The organism is Anaerorhabdus sp. (genome assembly GCF_036657415.1).
Classification (GTDB): Bacteria; Bacillota_I; Bacilli_A; order Erysipelotrichales; family Erysipelotrichaceae; genus Anaerorhabdus.
In genome coordinates this window covers 11,777-33,992 of the sequence record NZ_JAVXGL010000017.1, presented here as the reverse complement: position 1 = coordinate 33,992, position 22,216 = coordinate 11,777, and the positions used below count along the sequence as shown (strand labels likewise).

16 protein-coding genes and 1 tRNA gene are annotated in these 22,216 nt (G+C 30.4%); 8 read left to right on the top strand and 9 right to left on the bottom strand.

The annotated features are described in order from the left end of the window. Positions 1–2,925 (bottom strand): YobI family P-loop NTPase (locus tag RSB60_RS04090; protein WP_332614712.1); only part of this gene is annotated, 2,925 nt, incomplete at its 3' end. Positions 2,926–3,035: 110 nt separating this feature from the next. Between RSB60_RS04090 and RSB60_RS04085 the strand changes: the two genes are divergently transcribed. The 6 genes from RSB60_RS04085 to RSB60_RS04060 all read left to right on the top strand — a co-directional run bounded on the left by RSB60_RS04085 (position 3,036) and on the right by RSB60_RS04060 (position 11,408). Further along, positions 3,036–4,337, top strand: coding sequence for an AbiH family protein (locus tag RSB60_RS04085; protein ID WP_332614710.1), 1,302 nt, complete (start codon positions 3,036–3,038; stop codon positions 4,335–4,337). A gap of 13 nt (positions 4,338–4,350) precedes the next feature. Beyond that, entirely contained in the window at positions 4,351–5,268 is a 918-nt protein-coding gene (locus RSB60_RS04080; RefSeq protein WP_332614708.1) for a hypothetical protein, read from the top strand. A 337-nt stretch (positions 5,269–5,605) separates the two neighbouring features. Then, the gene (locus RSB60_RS04075; RefSeq protein ID WP_332614706.1) at positions 5,606–7,066 is read left to right on the top strand and encodes a TniQ family protein; all 1,461 of its coding nucleotides are present in this window, start codon (positions 5,606–5,608) and stop codon (positions 7,064–7,066) included. Continuing rightward, complete coding sequence (locus RSB60_RS04070; protein WP_332614704.1) at positions 7,063–7,755, top strand: TnsA endonuclease N-terminal domain-containing protein; 693 nt, start codon at positions 7,063–7,065, stop codon at positions 7,753–7,755. Before RSB60_RS04075 ends, RSB60_RS04070 begins: the two co-directional genes overlap by 4 nt. Then, positions 7,710–9,812: a hypothetical protein gene (locus RSB60_RS04065; protein WP_332614702.1), complete on the top strand. Its 2,103-nt coding sequence runs from the start codon at positions 7,710–7,712 to the stop codon at positions 9,810–9,812. Before RSB60_RS04070 ends, RSB60_RS04065 begins: the two co-directional genes overlap by 46 nt. Beyond that, positions 9,813–11,408 (top strand): ATP-binding protein, encoded by a 1,596-nt coding sequence (locus tag RSB60_RS04060; protein ID WP_332614700.1) that lies wholly within the window; start codon positions 9,813–9,815, stop codon positions 11,406–11,408. A gap of 508 nt (positions 11,409–11,916) precedes the next feature. On the opposite strand, the gene RSB60_RS04055 is transcribed toward RSB60_RS04060, so the two are convergent. The 8 genes from RSB60_RS04055 to RSB60_RS04020 all read right to left on the bottom strand — a co-directional run bounded on the left by RSB60_RS04055 (position 11,917) and on the right by RSB60_RS04020 (position 19,030). Then, positions 11,917–11,992: transfer RNA gene (locus RSB60_RS04055), tRNA-Thr, on the bottom strand. A 102-nt stretch (positions 11,993–12,094) separates the two neighbouring features. Continuing rightward, on the bottom strand, positions 12,095–12,490 hold the full coding sequence (locus tag RSB60_RS04050; protein WP_323380491.1) for a PPC domain-containing DNA-binding protein: 396 nt from the start codon (positions 12,488–12,490) through the stop codon (positions 12,095–12,097). Between the two features lie 8 nt (positions 12,491–12,498). Further along, positions 12,499–13,431, bottom strand: coding sequence for a calcium/sodium antiporter (locus tag RSB60_RS04045; protein ID WP_332492083.1), 933 nt, complete (start codon positions 13,429–13,431; stop codon positions 12,499–12,501). Positions 13,432–13,476: 45 nt separating this feature from the next. Continuing rightward, positions 13,477–14,175, bottom strand: coding sequence for a CBS domain-containing protein (locus tag RSB60_RS04040; protein WP_323380493.1), 699 nt, complete (start codon positions 14,173–14,175; stop codon positions 13,477–13,479). After that, complete coding sequence (locus tag RSB60_RS04035) at positions 14,175–15,014, bottom strand: HAD family hydrolase (protein ID WP_332475268.1); 840 nt, start codon at positions 15,012–15,014, stop codon at positions 14,175–14,177. The genes RSB60_RS04040 and RSB60_RS04035 overlap by 1 nt, the downstream gene beginning before the upstream one ends. 54 nt (positions 15,015–15,068) lie before the next feature. Continuing rightward, entirely contained in the window at positions 15,069–16,424 is a 1,356-nt protein-coding gene (locus RSB60_RS04030; protein ID WP_332492081.1) for a Sapep family Mn(2+)-dependent dipeptidase, read from the bottom strand. A 57-nt stretch (positions 16,425–16,481) separates the two neighbouring features. Then, entirely contained in the window at positions 16,482–17,234 is a 753-nt protein-coding gene (locus tag RSB60_RS04025; RefSeq protein WP_323380496.1) for an exodeoxyribonuclease III, read from the bottom strand. Next, complete coding sequence (locus tag RSB60_RS04020) at positions 17,231–19,030, bottom strand: aminopeptidase P family protein (RefSeq protein ID WP_323380497.1); 1,800 nt, start codon at positions 19,028–19,030, stop codon at positions 17,231–17,233. Before RSB60_RS04020 ends, RSB60_RS04025 begins: the two co-directional genes overlap by 4 nt. A gap of 110 nt (positions 19,031–19,140) precedes the next feature. On the opposite strand from RSB60_RS04020, the gene RSB60_RS04015 reads away from it, so the two are divergent. Then, positions 19,141–21,603 (top strand): heavy metal translocating P-type ATPase, encoded by a 2,463-nt coding sequence (locus RSB60_RS04015; protein ID WP_332614696.1) that lies wholly within the window; start codon positions 19,141–19,143, stop codon positions 21,601–21,603. 137 nt (positions 21,604–21,740) lie between these two features. Next, positions 21,741–22,216 (top strand): helix-turn-helix domain-containing protein (locus RSB60_RS04010; RefSeq protein WP_332614694.1); only part of this gene is annotated, 476 nt, incomplete at its 3' end.

The window sequence follows — 22,216 nt, the reverse complement described above, 5'->3', positions numbered from 1 at the left end:
TAAGTTGTGTTCATTCATTACTATTATCTTATTTATAATCAAAACACTGAATTTATCAGATAAAATACCTGCAGTATTGAAGTTATCAATCGATAGTCCGCATGTAGTTACTATTTCCTCATACTTATCAATATTTTTTATATCAGTATTACAAAAAATGTCATTAAAAAATCGATTTATAACATCTTCATTCTCTTTAATATTCAACCTCATAAAATTAAGCTTTATTGATATATTACTTTCAATAAATGTTATCAGTTTAAGAGTTATGCTTTTAGCAAAACTAAAGTATGTTAGTATATTCTCTTCATTATACTTTATTTTTTTATTTTCAATTAATACTGGATAAATTTCTTGAATTGGAGATACATTTTTAAGTAACTCTATTTCCCCTTCGTATTTAGTAATCAACTTAATCTTCTTTTCTATTGATATTTGTTCATTATTTAAAAGTTCAACAATATATATTTGATTATCCTTTAGTCTTGTTGTTGGATTTAGTAAAATTTCAATAAACTCATTTATATTTTTATTAATATTTACATACAATGGTTGATCTTTCTCAGACCATATCATATCAACTAAATTTTCCATTTTATTTTTTATATTTTTTACTTTATATTCTTCATTAATAAATTCCAAAATGTTCTCTCTTGTAATTTTATATAAACTATTCTTATATATCATAGTTACAAATTTCCTATTTGAACCTTCGTAAAAAACTTTATCAAATTTCACCTCAAACAATCTCAAGGTGCTAACTGCAGTTTCAACCTCTTCAAAAGGAAACTTTTGTAATTCTGAAATACTCGAAATACACTCAACAATATACTGTTCAACTGATTCATAAACAAAATACTCTGCTATATCAAGTCGAAGCCAATTCATTAAAAATTTTATAAAACTATTAAAATAAAGATTTCTAAATTCTTCATCGTTAATATAAGTTAGCACTATATCTTTTATGATATTTATCCAATTAGTTTTCCATTCTTCAAATAATCGGTATAGCATATCGAAATCATCGCTTACTATTTGTACAAAATTAAATGCGAAAACGTATTGATGGTTGTCACTTAAACATCCTGTGAATTGTGACAATTTATCATTCGAATATTGCTGATCTAATTTAAGCAAATATAAATAAATATCATAATTAAAAACCTGAACTCTATTTAAAGTTTCAGTTGTTAGCAATGATGTAACGAGAGCAGGATTGTTAATTCTGTAATCTACTTTTAAGCCTAATCGATCATAAAGCGATAATATGTATTTTTGATCATTTTTCGATAAAGATTTTTCATCAAATATACTTATATAGTGTTCAAAAGTTTCATCGACATAACCATTCGATACAGCAAATCTAATAAAACTTAATTCCTTTGAATTCTTAATAATATTGTCATCACCAGTATCATTAACTCCTTTAGGAAAAAACACTTTCAATTTTTTTTCTATTTCAGTAATTTTATTTCTATTATCCAAATACTCAAACTTTCTTTTCATATCTGAATTGTATTTCTCTAATTCACCGATATCCTCATTCTTAACTTCCTCACAAATATCATTGATATATCTATAAAATATTCCATCCTTCAACTGCATTCTCTCAAAGTCTTTGGGAAATAAGTTTTTGTACGTAATAATTGTTAACAATAACTTATTTTTCATTTTATCAATGCTTAGCTTGCGAGTATATATCTTATACTCATTACATATGTTTTTAAGAAGTCTCATATCATCAATATATAAAGATAAACCCAACAAATAGTCATAATCGAATCCATCATACACGTTTAACTCTTTTAAACAAGTTTCAATATTGCCATATGAATTTGTATTATCAGTAACAGGAATTACCGGAACAATTATATCAAAGAACTTTGTTCTTTCTTTCGATTCAAAAATTCCATCATTAATGAGATATAAAAATTTTATTTCGTTAAAATTATCTTCCTTTAAATACCCAACTTTTTTCAGAATAGAACCAACAAAATTTGGATATCTTGAAATATTTGTTATCTCTTTTTCTAATTTTTTCTTCTTTTCATTAATGGATATGTTAACAATTCTATTTATTTCTCTAAGTCTTTCGAATATCTTATGTTCACCAAATCTTTCTATATCTTCAAAAACAACTATATCGACACCTGAATTTTCAAACAAGTATATTATTTCGCTTAAATATCTATCGAAATAAGAATCCGTATTCATACAATCATCATTATTTTTAAATTCAATTTCATAACCATTTAATTTCAGTTTTCTTAATATTGTTTTCCATACTTGAAATTTGACAGCGTAATATACTAAATAAAATAAATATGAGCAAATGGATATAATACTTAATAGCAAAACAAAATCATTTACAATTACTGATAAAATAATTTTTACCCATTCAAACTTAATCAATGCAACATTATACTTCAAAACATTATAGAAAAAATAATAATACAAAGACATAATGAAAAAAAATGTAAATGCTATGGTTATTTTTAAGAAAAATGATCTTTTGTTTCTTTTACTTTTTATACTTGTTAGTGGAATATTATTTGGATCAATTTGATAGATGAGCTGATTCATCAAACGCCATTCAATTATATTATTATTCTCACTCTTACTTTTATCTTTAACATTAAAATTGGTTAAAGATAAGTGTAAAAACTTCAATTTCTTTTTAGAATTATCTATGCTCTTTTTCTTCTTATAGGTTTCTATTAGACTACTTTTTCCAGCACCATATAGACCTGAGATAGCTATATTCATAAATTCTCCTTGATTATAAAGAACTTCATCTAATATTTCTTCATAAGCATCAATATTAGCGTCATTACAGGCTCTTAATGAGTGATACTTCATAGATACAGATTTCTCACAATCTATATTATCCTTGCTATTATCCTCGACACGGTTAGGTTCTATCATTCTAATCCCCCTTCTTAATTAGATTAACTGACATTTGAAACTTTCTTTAACACTACCTTGATTATATCACGAGATTTACTTATCATTAAGTTAGATAATGAGGTATTATTATGAAATTAGTTGTTTTAGGAAATGGATTTGATTTAGCATGTGGTTTGCCAACAAGTTATCCTGAATTTTTCAAATGGAGGTACAGTCATATTGAACAATCAAAACTTGACGAAATCGATAATCTTTATACAAACTTCAACCACTACAAATATAATATAGGTAATAGTTATTCAACTCCTGCTATTAATATGAAAATTGAAGAACAAATTAAAAATACTGTAAAAGTCTTTTTGGATCATGATATGTCATTTTGGGATGTATATTTTTACTTGCTTAAGCTTGAAAAATCACCAATTACTAATTGGTGTGATGTAGAATTACAAATTGAAAATGCTATCACCGATGAGAATGGTAGAGCGCTAATCGATAAAGTTTTTGATTATGGTATTTCAAAAATAAAAAAAGCTATTGAATTGAGGTTACAATCAATTTCTTCTGGAGTTACTGTTTTTAACCTTTCTAATCATAGTAGCTATTATGAAAGTGCAAACTATGCTAAAGAAACTATATTAGGTATATTTTTAGAACTAAAATATCCAAATGGATTTGACGAAACTTTTGAATATGACTATTACTTACTTAAAGAACTAAATAAATTCGAAAACTCTTTTAAACTTTATTTGGAGCAAGTCGTTTTACCTTTATTCGAAAATCCTTATTGGTTCGAATTTAGTGATATTTATATAAATAACTTCAAAGATATTTGTGGAGAAGGTGAAAATTTTTTCTTAATTAATTTTAATTACACTCGTATAAACAAACCAATTGAAGAAGTCATAACAATGAGAAATTGCGGGAATGGCTCAGGACTTCCAAATACACCTAATACGGTCATTGAAAACAATGTACACGGAAGTTATAAAACTTTTCCAATATTTGGATTAGATAATAACAAATTCAATCCATCTTCTACTAAATATATGTTCACAAAAACTTATAGAAAACTTTATATTAAAAAAGAACGCATTTCAGCCAACCTACCTATAGAAGCTGATGAAATCGTCTTTTATGGACATTCGTTATCAGATGCTGACTATTCATACTTCCAAAGTTTATTCGATTATTACGATCTTTATCATAGTAAAATTAAACTTACTTTTAAGTATAGTCATTATGACGAAGAAAAAAAAGATGAAATTGATAAAAGCCAATATTTCGCTGTATCAAAACTCATACACACTTATGGTGAGACAATGGATAATAAAGATCATGGTAAAAATTTATTACATAAACTTTTGTTGGAAAATAGATTAAGCATTGAAACTATTGACCTTAAACGTCTAAAAATAATAAATAACTGATTTAGGAGGTCATATGACTAATATTACTAATTTAACATATAAGAACCTGAGCAATCTATTTGCCGAAATTGCTTATATGAATGAAGATAAATCCTATGTTGAAGTAACTTTCAAAAAACTGGAAGATTATTGTGGATTTAGAATCATCAACTTATATCGCCCTTCATTTTGGACAAATGATCCTTTAAATGCTTTTGCATATTACTGGTTATCACATGGAATCCTTCTTCATAATGTAGATATAGAGAAAGAAATGATTACTTTCTATGTCGATTTGAAAAATGAAATATCATCGAATATCTCTGAAAATGACTTCCCATATTTGTATGAAGAATTTACTAAACCAACTAAAGAAGATGTTGATTACTATTTAAGTATTTATCAACGAGATCAACAACGCATTTCAGATGACACAATTTTAAAAAATTTATTCAGTACCGAAATGCCATCTAATACAAAATTTAATCAAGTATCTATTAAAGTTGCTGCTATTGATCAATACTTCAGTAGAAATCTTTACCATTTCAGAACAATTGCAAGGCATATTGTTAATCTTAATATTGACAAAGATTTAGAAACAGGAAATTCTGAGATAGTAAATGAAATTGCAAAAGTGAAATTTTCAAGCTACAAGGAAATAAATAACTATAAATTTGCCACAAGATACTGTTATTATCATAATCCGGAAGAATTTCCCTTCTATGATCCTGTTATAAAAGATATTATTAATGAACACAAAAGAACCAGCCGTATTGGTGGAATTCTTCAACAAGATTTTTTGAACTATACAAAGTATAAAAATATATTGAAAAAATTCAGGAGTTATTACGGTTTTGAAGAATATTCTCTTGAAGATATTACTATTTACCTATACTATTATGGTATGTCAAAGTTTCCAAAGAAATATGCTAAACTTTTTCAAAAGGAGTAAGTATGCACAAAATAAAAGATGTCTGGGCTTTAGTGACCCAGCGAAAAACTTATTAAAAAACTCAATTACATTATAAAAACTAAACGACATCCAGCAGGGGACAAACCCCCTCTGGATGTTTTATTTTTGTCGATTTTTCACAAAGTATTTGATAATAGTCGATTAAATAAAGATTCCCTATTCATTGAACTCTTAATTCTTTGGGTAGTAATCCATATTGTTCCACCATAATAAAATATATTAATAAATCGAATAATTTAAAAACTAATCAAAACATCGAGGTATCATCAGTCACTTTTTGAAACAATCAAATATATCGATTTAGAAGGAGATTATTATGAATCAATTAAAGAATATACCTGAAAGAAAACCAGATGAATTATTCGCTACCTATGTGGATCGTTTAGCTTTTGCAAATGGATTTAAAAGTACACAAGAAATGATTAAAGAAGTATTTGAAGAGAAAGGATCTCTCAAAAGCCTATATTTCAATCGAAATGCAAGATCACTTTATCGTAATGAGACCTTATATCCAAAGATCATGAAATTATTAGGAAAAGATTACGATTTTGAAGCATTTAAAGATTCTATGTTTTATCCATCAATAGTTCCATTTTTAAAACCTGGTGCACAAACTTCAATCATCAATTCCTTATTTTCGCAGGAAATCAAGAATAGGAAGAACTTAATTTTCAACTATGTAGCATTCCTAAACGAGTTAAAGTTTTGTCCAGAATGTATGGATGAAGAGATCCAAGAAGTTGGATTTCATATTTATCATAAATCACATCAATTTCCTGGAGTACACGTATGTCTTAAACACGCATGTCTATTAAGAAGGTTAAATTCAGTAATGTGTAATGAGTATGATAACCCCATAAACAATTCTACTGAATGCGAAAGAAATGGATCACATCAAGTCATGATTGAATATGCTGAGGCAGTACATCAATTCACGAAATCCTTTCCTCCCTCAAACAGTGATATAAACATAGAAATAAATGATAATGAGATTAAAAAGCTAAGTGGAAAATCACTGAGTTCGATTAAAAAGCAACTTATTCATGATTTACGTAATAGTAAATACAAAGATCTATTAAATGAAGAATCAGAATATATTTTCAATTATTCCAGAACTTTTTCCAGAGATACATTATCTTCAATGATGGCAGGAATTTTATATATCCATCATTCAATTGATAACTATTTAAGTAGACTCCCGTTTTATGACAAGAATCAACAACTCTCGATTATCGAGAATTTAGGTTTTAAAACGATTGGGGATTATCACCCTGCTTTAGCATTATTTGAATGTCAGAAATGTCAAACCAAATTTATTGGAACTTATCAGGGCTTATGTGATGGTTTTGAATGTCCAAGTTGCCAAAGTCATTTAAGTGAAGATGAATTAGCACACTATATTGTAGAAAAATGTAGTAAAGGCAAATACCAATTGATTAAACCATTTAGTACGATGTATAATCACGCTCATTTATATAACCCACATGAAGATCGGCACGTAACATGTCCACTTTACTATTTTATATATTTTGATGGACGTGACTTAACAAGAAAATATACAGATGAAGATTGTCGACGAGCAATAGAAAAGACGAAACACTTCGAATTTGTGCGTCGTTTAAATGGTCATAAATTTGAAGTCAGGCACAAAGGATGTGGTGGCACATTCACAATCAAGAATATGAAACGTTTTACTGAAGAAAATACATATTGTCATGTTTGCGGTGCCGGTAGAAAGAAAAGAACTAATTATAAAAGAGGAGATAAAAACATATGAGAAAATCAGTAGAAAATAAACTCAAGGAAGGTTTTGGCACTGGAACCGGAAAAGACTATAAACCATTTATACGCGTACGAGATATTAGTTCATCTGGCACTTGTTCACACTTTGTAAATCCATATACTGGGCGTGCAATGGAGTTATTATCACAAGGAGAAATGGAGTTTGCCCTTCTACTTTTATGGGATCTTGATGTTATTGATATTCGAGAACAATATCCATTGGATTTAAGTGAGACTCTTGCTATATGCAACAAACTCGATCTAAAACATCCACATAATGAAAAAACACCGATGACTACCGATTTCTTAGTCACCTATAAAGGTGGTATTGATAAAGCGTATTCATTAAAATACGCACGAGAAAATATACTTAACCGACGTTCAAAAGAGAAGTTAGCAATCGAAAAACTGTATTGGAATCAAAAAGGAATTGAGTGGCAATTAGTATTTCGATCTGACTTTAATCCAATTCGCATTCAAAATATTAGATTGGCACTCATGTACTTTAATGCCTCTTCGGTACATGGAATCGTCTCTTATACAAAGCATTGTGTCATGCATCGAATCATTGAAATAGATATGGATAAGAAACAAAACTATTTAGCTTTATCAAAACAGGTAGAAGGAGAATACAAAGTATGGAAAAAACGAATTCAGTCTATACAATCGAAAAAGGAGATTTAGTAAGTCACAATGAATTAGTTCATCGAATTCTTTATATAAACGATGAGTTTACTATTTTATGTAAATGCAAGACAACAAAATTAGAAATCTTTGAAATGAATACAACATTTGTATTGAATCTATTATCGACTCAACACTTAGAAAAAATAAAGGAAGATTCAAAGAAAATAATTAACTATGAAACTCTATCGCAAGAGCAATTAGATAGATATGAAAATTACAAAGAACTCATGAAACAATTAATTAAATCGTTCGGTCCTACTTATTTGACTCTTAAGAAAAAAGAATCTTCTGAAACTATTGATTTTTTATCAAATAAATTTGGTATAACACGGAAAACATTTTGGAAAATAGTACGTCTTTATTTGCAAAGTGGATTTGATACCCATGTTTTAATTGATGAAAAGATATTTAGGAAAAAAAGGACTAATGGCTACCAATTAACAAAAAAATCAGGTCCTAACAACTGTGTTGGAATAGTATTGGATGCTGAACTTGAAAGAAAATTTGAAATTGGTTTGCAAAACTACATTAGTGGTCGCTCCTATACCATGAAGGCTGCTTTTGCTGACATCTTAAACTTATTTTATTCTTTTAATACAAGTATAAATGGAGTCTCACAATTGAGTTGGCTACCCGAAAGCGAACTCCCTACTTATCGCCAGTTCCGCTACTATGTTAAGAAGAAAATTTCTAAAGAAAAGATTGACCTTATCAAAACCAGTCGACGTGAGCAAAGAAATGATAAGCGTATAACACCCTCTGATACATTACAAGGAGTTGAACATTCTGGTGACTTATTCGAAGTAGATGAGCAAGAGTTCGATGTTAGCAGTGTTTCTATGCTCGATAACAATCAAGTTATTGGAAGATTTACAGTATATGCAATGATGGATATCTTTTCTAAAATGATTGTTTCCGTTATTGTAACGTTGGAAAATAACTCTTTCTTAGGTATTACTTCTTGCTTATTAAACTTACTTGATGACAAAGTTGAATATTGTAAACAATATGGTATCGATATCGATGAAAAGATGTGGCCAGTACATAAGATACTTCCGAATTGTTTGAGAAGTGATCGAGGCTCTGAGTATTTATCAGATAAATTCGGTAAGACATGTGCAGAGCTAAATATCGATATACAAAATGTACCTGCTGCTTCTGGTTCTATGAAAGGAAATATTGAACAATATTTTAATAGTGTAAATATTGCTATTCGTCCGTTCCTTGAAAATAACGGATTGATTACAAAGCGATATGACTCCAGGCATCACCAAGAAGCATGTCTGGATGTACATCAGATTACACAAATTGTTTTAACATGTGCTCTTTCCCACAACAAACACTATATTAAGGGTTATCCTCTTACACAGGATATGATGGATAAAGATATTAATCGAATTCCTTTAGAAATATGGAATTATGGAAATTTATACATTGATAGTCCTCGCAAGATTACGAATAATGATCAGTTTCTCTATTCATGTTTATTACCTGTACGAGCAACTATATCAAAGCGAGGTATTAAATATTTGGATTTATTCTTGTTTGATGAGACTAATAAACAACTAAAAAGTGAAATGTACGAATGTGAAGCAAGGCAAATACCAATTGAAGCAAGAATAGATCCAAGAGACATTCGACAAATTTATCGTCTGATTGAGAATAAACTCATTATCATCCCTTTGTATTCTAAACGAACATCAAATGAACCTTATTTAGACTATCCTGTTACACTTTCAGAATATAAGAAAATGCATACACATAATCTAAAAAAACATCGTGAAGGTGAAAAGTTAAACGAGAAACTTGCTGCATCAAGAAATAGTGTTCTTCAACAGATTGTATCTTCTGTTCCTGCTAATACAGATAATGATATACGGAACATTTCAATCCATAGAGAAAATGAAAAACATCTGATTAATGGAACTGATAGTATCTCTAAACGACTATCTTCGAAGAATACTACACAAAAAGTTAAAAATAAAATCGAATTACTCTTAGAATCTCACGATTCAATAGAAGAGGCAAATGAATACTTTATGGAGGAAAACTAAATGAAAAAATGGGATTTAGACAAGAAAACAAAATTCAAAAACTTACCACAAGATGTCTCACAGTATGATGACATTGATTTCGATGAAGGTGATGTGGTAGATGCTATTTATCGTAAAACTGAAGTCGAAATATACCAAGAAAAAGCACTGATTGCAGCACTACCCCCTGCCTGTTCAAAAGCACGTGTGAATCGATGTTTTAGACAAGAACTTCTATCATTCGCACCCAATCAAGAAAAACAGACACTTCAACAAAAAATTGAAAGCATTGAATTACTTAAAACAGTTAGAGTTCCTTTACCCTTTTCTCTAAAACTTGCAACTGAGTTTCATAGCTGCTTAATTAATTCCTACTCAAAGAGATATCTCTCGATTAAAACAGAAGAAGAAAGTAACTTATCTACTCCCTTTGGTTCTAAACAAAATAGCAAAGTAGTAGGTCGTTCTTCAGAATCAACGGACTCCTGTTTCTCTTTAACTGGATTTAGTGGTTGTGGTAAATCAAGTGCTATTGCTTCAGTTTTAAAGCACTATCCGCAATGTATACGTCATAAAAATGAATGGGGTGAATTTACTCAGGTAACTTATTTAGTAACAAATTGCTACACTAATGGAAACCTTTCTCAATTATTCAATGGAATTGGAAGCGCTTTAGACAAAGCGTTAAATTTAGACTATATATATGAAAAGTTAATATCATCAAAAAGAGGGATTCAAGAAAAAACTGAAATCATTAGTAGATTAATCGAAACATTCTGTATTGGTATAATTATTTTAGATGAGATTCAATTAATGAATTTTTCAAGGAATCGTTCTAATTCATTTGAAACACTTATGACTCTTATGAATGAAACAAAAGTAGCTATTGGTGTTGTTGGAACTCAAGAAGCACGTGAGAAGATGTTCAATGTTCTACGAACTGCAAGGAGATTTCAAACTGACATTCGAGCTGATTTATACTGTTCAGATATCTTATATTTTACTACTATCATAAAATCACTTTGGCATTATCAGTGGTACAATGAATCAATTCCATTAACATCTGAAATTGTATTGGCTCTTTGTGAAGAAACCAATTGCATTATTGTTCAACTTATTAATCTACTGATTGCTATGAATAAAGATTATTTACTTGCTAAGAAGAAACCTATTGTTGATGCTGCTTTCGTCCATAAAACAATGAATAAGCATTTTGCAGGTATAAAACCTTTATTAAAAGAATCAGTAAAAATTACCGATGATAAAATCAATCATTTTCTCAGTAATAATCAATTGTTATTCTCAAATAGTATTAATGATATCTCTGATCAAATTGACAGTATCAATGAACTTCAACAAGAAAATATAAAAGAACTTGATGAACAAAGGTTATTAAGGTCAAAAGTAATTCAAAATTTAAAGAATGCTACATTAGCAAGTGAGTCTGAAATAGCCTATGCTTTCGACACTGTATATGAGTCTACACGTAAAAGTGATAGGAAAGAAAGAATATTAACTCGAGTGGTTAACAAGTATCTCCTTGGGTTTGATCTTGCTATAGATCAGAAAAATAAAATTAGTAGTAAAGCTTTAGATGACTTTATTGGCTTAGAATAACTTCTTAAAGGAATAATAATCTATTCATATATTTTAATTCTCTTTATGAAACATAAAAGGAGCTTCAAGCTCCTCTTTTTAATGTGTTCATTTAAGGGTTGAACGACCACATCTTTAGTTAAATTAAATTTTTGATCCGCACTTAACGGTAGCGAAACACGCAATTTTTCCACTCGCACTTAACGGTAGCGAAACACACAACTTTACTCTCAAATAATACTACAAACACATCCTTAAAGTAAACAATTTAATTGATATAAGTATAATTAACAATAAATTATTTCCCATTACCGATTAAGATGTAAATTACTAAAAACTATTAAAACTGATGTAGTGACATTTTAATCGGTAATACAATTTTTGACTTTTTTTGAAGACCATTAAAAAACCCTTTAAAATAAGGATTTTATCTTTTTCATTACCGAATAAGATGTCACTGGATAATATAAAAAAAACATCTATTACCGATAAAGATGTCGCATTACCGATTAAGATGTCAATCTACATATGGTGCCGACTACAGGATTTGAACCTGCGACCTATTCATTACGAATGAATTGCTCTACCAGCTGAGCTAAGTCGGCAAAAAATTGATTTATCACTTATTATTGTATGCTTATATTTTATTTTTTCAATTCTATATTATTTGAATTTTAAAAAATTCTATTACAAATTGCAACAGAATTTTATTTATGCTTAATTACTAGTTCGTCATAGCCAGTGTTAGAATCAAAACTTCTTGAAAAATTAAAATCTTCAAGTTCCATTAATACAAGTTCAGCTGTTGTATTGATATGGGTTTCTTCCAATAAATGACCACCAATACAAGCTCCATTTATATCACTACAACTAATATGCAAATGACTTTGACCATTTGCAATGGTTCCAGTAAGAGAAACAATTTCATAATGGTTATCAAACTTTTTCTTAGTGACTCCATCAGCTAATCGTAAATGGCAATCATAAACACAACCAACACAAGTAACTATACATGCGGATTGAATCTTATTACTTATGCAATAGGATTCAATTTCTTTTTTTAAATCTTGACCATAGGTTAATCGTATAGCGTGTTCTTTCATAATCTCACCTAGTTTCTAATAATGATATATGTTAAATATGAAATAAATAATAGAAGAAAAATAATACCTTCTTTTTTACCTAGTTTGCCATTCCTTTTTGCAACAAAGAAACATAAGAGTGTTGCGATTAACATAATAACTAAATCAAACATTAATGCAAATTCTACAGGAATTGGTGTTATTGTAGCACTTAATCCAAGAATAAATAAAATATTAAATATATTGGAACCTACTACATTTCCTACCGCAATATCTACATTCCCTTTTTTTGCAGCAACAAGAGAAGTTACAAGCTCAGGAAGTGATGTTCCAATCGATACAATTGTAAGCCCTACTAATTTTTCTGACAATCCTAGTGTTAAAGCTATCGCTTTAGCATTATTTACAACAAGATCACCACCGAAAATGATTCCGAAAATTCCAATAACAATTAATACTAAACTCATTGGTAAACTAAACATTGGTTTTTCAACTTCTATTGAAGCTCTTTTTGATAATGAATCTTTAATTAACCATACTACATAAGCAATAATTAAAATTAAAAAGATAATACCTTCAAGTCTTGTTAATGAATTACCCGTAAAAATAAATAATGCCATCAAAAATGATACTGCAATCAAAAACGGAAATTCTTTTCTCATTATACTTCTTGGTACTGGTACTATTGTAATAATTGCCGTCATTCCAAGTACAACAATTAAGTTGAAAATATTAGATCCAATAACATTACTTATTGCTATCGCATTTGAATGATTCAAGGCAGCTGTTATTGATACTGCAGCTTCTGGTGCACTAGTGCCAAATGCAACTATTGTTAATCCAACTACAACACTAGGAATTTTCAATAATGATGCTATTGATGCTGCTCCATCCACGAAGTAGTCTGCACCTTTTATTAGTGCTAAGAATCCCACAAGTAATAAACCTATATTTACAATCATTTCATATCCACCTTTTTTACGCTTTAGTATTTTAGCATATTTATTCTAAAAATACTCTAAAATTCGTGGTAAATCTTTGAGTGTCACAATTCCAATAGGTTTTTGAGTTTTTATACCATCCTCCGTAATTAGAATAGCTAGTACTTTATTTCCTTTTTTCATACTATCCGTATAAATTTTTATTACATCATAAGCACTTTCATTTTTAGATAAAAAATAGATTTTTTCATTTTCATTAACATCATCCACAATATCTTTTACTTGTGTTAACTCTGTTTTATTTTTCAATTCATTACATGCCCATTTTGCAATTGCTTCTATCGTTACAATACCCACAATATTATTCTTATCATATACTGGCATCTTAGAAAAATCATAATCATTCATTATTTTTTGTACATCTAATATCTTATCTTCCAGTTGGCAAGTAATTACGTGTTTTAAGAAAAATTTCGATACTGGATTATGGTTACAAAGTAATTCTGCTATGTGTTCAATTGTTTCAACGGTTTCATCAGTTGGTTGGGCAATTACTTTCCCTTCACCATCACGTTGATGTACTATGGCATTTCGTAATTCAGAATATTCTTGTAGTTCTATTTCATATCGTGAAACTATTTTATTTCTTCTTGCTGCTTCTTCTAACATTAAATAGAATTTTGTATAACGAGAATTTCCAGTGATTAGTTTTAATTGTTTTTCTATTTGTGCAAACGTTGATAAAAAGCGTTGTGCATTATCCATTAGCGAACACCTTCCAACTCTTCTAATTCTGCTTCTTTTTGAATATTCTCAAGAATTTTTGAAACTAGTTTCTCCATTTCTTTTTGACTTGAATAATCAGATGGAGACATATAATTAGCGCGTTTTTGTTGAATAAGTGATTTCGCTAAATCTTTTGCGTTCTTTTTCTTTTTATTATATACCACAATTGATTTGCCACCATTCTCTTTTACAAGTTTCATACATGGAACATCTGTTAATCCATCTCCTACATAAATCATTCTTCTAAATGGAATAGGACGGTCTTTTTCTTCAGTATATTGATTTAATGCACGATCTTCATTTTCATCCAAAATTTGTTTATTGATACGGAAAATATACTGTGTTTTTGTCGTATAGTTTACAACAAGAGATGGCCATGTAGCTACTCCATTTTCATCATAATAAAATTTACATGCATATATTTTTTTAAATTTCTTTGCAATTGGGGTTCCTTCTATAACTTCTGTTAAGCCTGATGAAATAATATAGTGTTCAACTTCAATATTTAGTTTTTTTCCAATCGCATTTATTCGATCAAACCAAGTTAAAACACCAGGATAATATTCTATTCCTTTTCCAAGTCCTTTAAAGTCTTGTTTACGAATAGGCTTACTTGCTTCTTTTGATTTTTTAATCATCATATACATGTACGCTAGAATTGAATCCATCTTATTCTCTTTTGATATTTTATTTACTTCTTCCCAAAAGTCTTTTGTATTCTTATACCCAAGTCCTGGAATAAACGTAAATTCTTGCATATCCTTTGGGGATAAGGTTTTATCAAAATCGTACATCATCGCAACTTTTATCTTTTTCATAATTTCATCTCATTTCTATATTCTATTATAAAAGAAAAGTTATCCTAAGGATAACTAATTCTCTAATAATTTTATAATTGCATTCACATAAATTTCTGTTTGCATGACTAACGCATCTATTGAGACAAACTCATTTGCATCATGAATATGATTATCAACCCCTAAGAGTTCACATCCAAAGGCAATACAGTTATTGATTCCTTTTGCATAAGTTCCACCACCCATTGTGATTGGTTTAGATTCCATATCTCCTGTAACTTCTTGATAGGCCTTCAATAATTTTGTGACAAGCGGGCTATCTATTGGGAAGTAAAGTGGTTCATGTGTCGAAAGTATTTCTACAAATCCACCTGCTGTTTCTAAATTTGGAGTCATCTTTTCTACGATTTGTTTAACAGTAAGTGTAACTGGGAAACGAATATCAATTGTTCCTTCAATAACGCCATCTGTCATACTAATAACCCCAACATTAAATGTGAGTGTTCCATATTCATCCTTACATGCAGCTCCCATTAATGAACCATCGATTGTTGTTCCAATTTTTTCATTATAGAAGTCTGTAAAATCATCTTGGAATCCTGCGTGTTTTAGTCCTACTAATAGATGGCTAATTGCATTTACTCCTAATTTTGGTGTGCTTGCATGTGCAGCCACTCCTCTAGCTTCAATTTCTACAACATCGCCAATTACATTGAAAGCATACGTAATATTGTGATCATTGAAATAATCTTCTAATACTTTTTGGCTAAATGAGTTCTTCATGACTTGTATTGTGCATTTATTACATACTACATTTGATGCAACTCCGCCTTGAATATTAATAATTTTTGTATTTTTGCTTTTGAAGTTGGCACGAATCATCCCTTTTTCACCATGCACTCCAGGGAAACATCCATCTGGAGTAAAGCCCATATCAATATGACCTTCTTTTTCTACATAATGTGCTAAACAACGCGATCCGTTTTCTTCGTTAATACCCATAATCAAACGAATGCGCTTTGTTAGAGGAATATTTAAATCCTTAACAATTTTCATCGCAATCATACTTGCAACTACTGCACCCTTATCATCAGTAGTTCCACGTCCATATGCAATTCCATCAATAATTTCCATATTGAATGGATCTGTTTTCCATCCTTCTCCCGCTGGTACTACATCTAAGTGTCCTAGAATTCCAATAAGGCCTTCTCCTTCACCCATTTCAGCATAACCAACATAGTTATCAAGATTAACAGTTTTAAAGCCATATGAGTTACATATTTCTAATGCTTTATTAAGACAGTCGGCTGGAACTCGTCCAAAAGGATATCCTTCTTCTGCTTCACCCATAACTGAATTGTAACTTACAAGAGTTTTTAAGTGCATTAATATTTCATCTAAATGAGATTCTACTTCTTTTCTAACATCCATATTTTGGTCCCCCTAATATTTTTCTATTAGTCTACCATTTTTAAAGTACTTTGTACATTATAAGTCTATTTCTAGGCCTACTGGGCAATGATCTGAACCCATTATTTCCTGGTAAATTCGAGCATCTTGAATCTTTTTATCAAGTGATTTTGATGTAATAAAGTAATCTATTCTCCATCCAACATTCTTTTCCCTTGAATTAAAGCGGTATGACCACCAAGAATAAGCGATTTCCTCAGGATAAATAGTTCTAAATGTATCCAAAAAACCTGCTGATAGTAAAACTGTCATTTTTTCTCTTTCTTCATCAGAGAATCCTGGATTGCGACGATTTGTCTTTGGATTTTTTAAATCCATCTCTTGATGAGCAACATTTAGATCCCCACAATAAATAACCGGTTTCTTTTCATTAAGCTGTACTAAGTGATTACGTAATTCATCTTCCCATTCCATACGATATGATAGACGTGCTAATTCTTCTTTAGAGTTAGGTACATAGGCATTCACTAAATAGAATTTTTCAAATTCAAGTGTTAGTACTCGTCCTTCATCATTAAAAATATCTTTCCCGAAATCAGTTTGAACAGAAAGTGGCTCAACTTTTGTGAACACAGCTGTACCAGAATATCCTTTTCTTTCAGCACTATGCCAAAATTGATGATATCCCTCAAGTTCTAATTCAATTTGATGAGGTTGTAACTTTGTTTCTTGCAAGCAAAAAATGTCTGCATCTTCTTGTTTGAAAAAATCTAAAAAACCTTTGGTAATACACGCTCTTAACCCATTAACATTCCAAGAAATTAATTTCATGCCTTTTTAATCTTTCTTGTTTGAATTTTTAACCAAGTTCTTTCTTTTTGAGTTAAATAAGGGCTAATTTTTGAATATACTTCTGCATGATATTGATTTAATGCTTCAATTTCATCATCCAACATGTCTTCTGGACGAACAGCATCTAAATCAATCGGTGCTAATGTAATTGTGTCAAAATGCATGAATTGACCATATGTATTTTTCTTGCCTTTTTGTACAAGTAATTCATTTTCAATACGAATACCTAATTTATTTGGAAGATATATACCTGGTTCATCAGTAACTACCATTCCTTCTTCTAATGGAACAATTGCATAACCAGTTCCAGTATTTGACCAACGAATACCATGAGGGCCTTCATGAACACCTAGTACAAAACCAACACCATGTCCTGTTCCACATTGATAATCTAAATCTAAATCCCACACTGGTCCTCTTGCAAGAATATCAAGTGATGCTCCTGTACAGCCATATAGGAAGTTTGCCTTGCTTAAGCGAAGCATACTTCTCAATACTGCTGTATAGTATGTTTTTACTTCTTCACTAACTGCTCCAAGTACAATTGTACGTGTTATATCCGTAGTTCCTTCTAAATATTGTCCACCTGAATCAACCAACAACATTCCTTCATTTTTAAGAACTGCAAAGTTATCTTCGGTAGCACTGTAATGCATCATAGCCGCATTAGGTCCATAGGCTGCAATTGTACCGAAACTTGCTTCAATATGATTTTCTTGTGCTTGACGAAGTTCACGTAATTTTGCCGCAGCACTAAGTTCAGTAATTTCAATTTTACCTATATTATTCTTTAACCAGTAAATGAATTTTGTAACTGCTACACCATCTTTGATATGAGAGTAACGAATATTCTTGATTTCTGTTTTATTTTTAACTGCTCGGTACATAACAATTGGACTCTTCTCATCAATGATTGTACAAGATTTATCAATTTGTTTTTTATAATATGAAGTAAGTACTGCAGAATCAATCCATATTTTCTTATTTGTATAATTAGAAAGTTCACTACCTAAGTCAAAATATCCCTTAATTGATACTTTAGCACTAGATAATTTCTTACAAATATCTGCCGATAATTTTTTCTTATCCACAAACAATGTTACTTTATTTTTTGTAACTGTAGCAAAAGCTAATACAACCGGTGTATCTTCAATATCATATCCTCTTAAGTTAAGTAACCACGCTACGTCTTCAAGTGATGTTAGTACACAAACATCTGCATTCTTCTCTGCCATTGCATTTTGAACGCGTTTAATTTTATCTTCTGTCTTTGCGCCAGTGTATTTATCTTGAAGTAAAAATGCTGATTCTTGTGGTAATGATGGTCTATCTTCCCAAATTTCATCAACTAAATCTTTATCTTCTTTTGTCTTACCACCTTTAGATGCAATTAATTTTTCAAAATGATCAACTGTACTAGCACTCACAACTCTGCCATCAAATCCTAACACACCATTTTCAGGAAGTTTTTCTTTGATAAACTCAGAAACTGTTGGCACTTTGTCTTGTCCCATTTTATATAATGTAATACTTGAACCTTTTAATTGTTTTTCAGCTTGTACAAAATAACGACCATCTGCCCATAAACCTGCTTCTTTCATTGTTACTACAAGTGTTCCAGCAGATCCTGTAAAACCAGACATAAAGCGTCTTGCTTTAAAATAATCCGGTAAGTATTCACTTTGATGATAATCAGCTGTTGGAATATAATAAATATCAATTCCTTCCATTTTCATCAATTCTCTTAATTTTGCTACTTTTTCTTTAACTATCATAGTATTCACCTCTTCATCTATTGTAACTGTTCTGTCCATTTTTTTAAAGCAATTAAATTGACAAAAGTGCACTTTATCATTATTGTAAGAGGAGTTAAAGGAGGGAAAAGATGAAGCAACAATTCAATGTTAAAGGTATGACTTGTGCCGCATGTAGTTCAGCCATTGAACGAAAACTTAATCACCTTGATGGCGTAAAGTCATGTCAAGTAAATTTACTCGCAAATAACATGATCGTTGAATACGAAAACATTGATGATAAAGATATTATTCAAGCTGTTCAAGATGTTGGTTATGATGCTTTTCTTCCTAGTTCAGACCAAAAAGAAACCAATGAATATGCCAAATTAGCTAATAAAATGAAGAAACGATTTATTCTTTCTGTCATCTTTACAGTCCCTTTATTCTATTTAGCGATGGGGCATATGATGGGTTGGCCATTACCTGCAATTTTCCATACGAATCCTTTATTAAATGCATTTACTCAACTTGCATTAACTATCCCTGTGTTAATTATTAATCATGAGTTCTTCACCCATGGTTTTAAAGCATTATTTAAGTTGAATCCAAATATGGATTCACTTATTGCAATTGGTTCCAGTGCTGCTGTTTTATATGGCTTATATGCCATTGTAAAGATAGTAATTGGTGTTCAAACAGGTGATACTAAAATGGTTGAGATGTTCATTATGGATCTCTACTTTGAAACCAGTGCCATGATCCTTACTTTAATTACATTAGGTAAGTATCTTGAAACAAAATCAAAAGGTAAAACTTCTGAAGCTATTTCTAAATTGATTGATTTAGCACCTAAAACAGCCATTGTCCTTAAAAATCATAAACAAGTTGAAATACCTATTGAAGAGGTACAATTAGGTGATATACTTTGCGTTAAACCCGGTCAAAGAATTCCTGTGGATGGTACAGTTAGCAAAGGATTTACGACTGTAGATGAATCAGCTATTACAGGTGAAAGTATTCCTGTTGAAAAATCAATCGGTTCAAAGGTTGTAGGAGCTACGATTAATAAATCTGGTTATTTTGAATTTGAAGCAACTAAAATTGGTGAAAATACAACTCTTTCCCAAATTATTCGTTTAGTAGAAGAAGCGGCAAATTCGAAAGCACCTATTTCAAAAATGGCAGATAAAGTATCAAGCATCTTTGTTCCAGCAGTTATTGTTATTGCAGTATTAGCTACAATCATTTGGTTACTCTTGGGTGAAACGCTTGAGTTCTCATTAAGTATTGGTATCGCTGTCCTTGTAATATCTTGTCCATGTGCTCTTGGTTTAGCTACTCCAACAGCCATAATGGTTGCGACAGGTAAAGGTGCTGAGAATGGTATTCTCATTAAATCCGCTGATATTCTTGAGACAGCATGTTCAATCAATGCTATTGTACTTGATAAAACAGGTACGATTACTGAAGGAAAACCTAAAGTAACTGATGTCATTGTGAATGAAAATATCAAAGAAAGTGAATTTTATTACATTGCTTATTCACTTGAAAAGAAATCTGAACATCCACTAGCGCAAGCAGTTATTCAATATTTAAAGGATACTGAGTTTAAAGAAATTGATTTTGATAACTTCAAAACTATTTCTGCAAGAGGAATTAATGCCATCTTAGATGATACGCAATATTTCGCAGGAAACCTTGCACTACTTGAAGAGAATGGTATTGACACATCCAAAATAAAGCGTGTTGTTGATAAGTTTGCCCATGAGGGTAAAACAACACTTTGCTTTGCGAATCAGTCTGAAATACTTGGTCTTATTGCAGTAGCGGATGTTGTAAAAGAAAATAGTATTCAAGCAATCAATAAATTGCATGAAATGGGCATTGAAACATTAATGTTAACAGGTGACAATAAAATTATTGCGGAAGCTGTTTTCAAACAACTTAACTTGAATAACTATGCCGCTGAAGTATTTCCTGAAGATAAGCAAAACTATATCAAGCAATTTCAAGAAGAAGGAAAAATTGTCGCTATGGTTGGTGATGGTATCAATGATGCCCCTGCATTAATGAGTGCAAATATTGGTATTGCTATTGGTGCTGGTACAGATGTCGCCATTGAATCTGCGGATGTTGTCTTAACACGGTCAAATTTATGGGATGTTATCACTATGATTGAACTTAGTAAGGCAACACTTCGAAATATTAAACAAAATTTATTCTGGGCTTTGATTTATAATACGATTGGTATTCCACTAGCTGCCGGATTATTTATTGGTATCTTTGGTTGGAAATTAAATCCAATGTTTGGTGCATTTGCGATGAGTTTGAGTTCAGTAAGTGTAGTAACAAATGCATTGCGATTAAAAAACTTTAAAGGAGCGAAAGCAAAAATGAATACAACAAATACAAAAACAATTAAAATTGACGGCATGTCATGTGGACATTGCCAAGCAAGAGTAGAAAAAGCACTTAACACAATCGATGGTGTAAACGCAACTGTTGATCTTGCGAATAAATGTGCAAAAGTTCAACTTACTAAAGAAGTTGCAAACGAAGTTTTAAAAGCGGCAGTCGAAGAAGCCGGATATGACGTTATTTCAATCGACTAACAACGAACCAGTGAGTAGTAAACCCACTGGTTTTTATGTACAATAAAGGTACTTCTACGATAAGTAGAGAAATATCCACGTATTATGAGTGTACGTATCATTACACTTATTTTATTTTATTGTTAAGGAGAGAACATATGAATAAAATAGGAAATTTTTTATCTGAACTAAGAAAAGAAAAAGGATTTACTCAACAAGAAGTTGCGGATGTTTTAAATGTATCTAATAAAACAGTGAGCAAGTGGGAGCGAAGTGAAGGATATCCTGAGATTGAAACATTGATTGATTTGGCAGGACTTTACAATATATCTGTTGATGAGTTACTTGCTGGTGAGCGAACAAAGGCAAAGTGTATGGACTCACTCGAAGAATTATTAACGCTCGATTTCGAAAAGAAAAAGATATATTCTTTATTTATAAGTTTTATAGCTTTACTTATTTTCTTTAGCATTTATTTCTATACAAAAGATTTTTCTTTATCTTTTTTCATTTATTTAGCATTAATGTGTCTATCATTTATGTTTCTAATGCTTGGATTGCTCAAACTAAAAAAATATCATATCAAGAAAAAATTTATTTATTTTGAGTGGATTCGAAACTTTATTTGCTTATC

Coding starts and splice junctions, on each gene's coding strand:
- RSB60_RS04040 (WP_323380493.1), bottom strand. CDS start 14,175: ATGGATAATGCACAACGCTTTTTATCAACGTTTGCACAAATAGAAAAA.
- RSB60_RS04075 (WP_332614706.1), top strand. CDS start 5,606: ATGAATCAATTAAAGAATATACCTGAAAGAAAACCAGATGAATTATTC.
- RSB60_RS04065 (WP_332614702.1), top strand. CDS start 7,710: ATGGAAAAAACGAATTCAGTCTATACAATCGAAAAAGGAGATTTAGTA.
- RSB60_RS04030 (WP_332492081.1), bottom strand. CDS start 16,424: ATGGATGTTAGAAAAGAAGTAGAATCTCATTTAGATGAAATATTAATG.
- RSB60_RS04080 (WP_332614708.1), top strand. CDS start 4,351: ATGACTAATATTACTAATTTAACATATAAGAACCTGAGCAATCTATTT.
- RSB60_RS04085 (WP_332614710.1), top strand. CDS start 3,036: ATGAAATTAGTTGTTTTAGGAAATGGATTTGATTTAGCATGTGGTTTG.
- RSB60_RS04070 (WP_332614704.1), top strand. CDS start 7,063: ATGAGAAAATCAGTAGAAAATAAACTCAAGGAAGGTTTTGGCACTGGA.
- RSB60_RS04020 (WP_323380497.1), bottom strand. CDS start 19,030: ATGATAGTTAAAGAAAAAGTAGCAAAATTAAGAGAATTGATGAAAATG.
- RSB60_RS04045 (WP_332492083.1), bottom strand. CDS start 13,431: ATGATTGTAAATATAGGTTTATTACTTGTGGGATTCTTAGCACTAATA.
- RSB60_RS04035 (WP_332475268.1), bottom strand. CDS start 15,014: ATGAAAAAGATAAAAGTTGCGATGATGTACGATTTTGATAAAACCTTA.
- RSB60_RS04015 (WP_332614696.1), top strand. CDS start 19,141: ATGAAGCAACAATTCAATGTTAAAGGTATGACTTGTGCCGCATGTAGT.
- RSB60_RS04060 (WP_332614700.1), top strand. CDS start 9,813: ATGAAAAAATGGGATTTAGACAAGAAAACAAAATTCAAAAACTTACCA.
- RSB60_RS04025 (WP_323380496.1), bottom strand. CDS start 17,234: ATGAAATTAATTTCTTGGAATGTTAATGGGTTAAGAGCGTGTATTACC.
- RSB60_RS04050 (WP_323380491.1), bottom strand. CDS start 12,490: ATGAAAGAACACGCTATACGATTAACCTATGGTCAAGATTTAAAAAAA.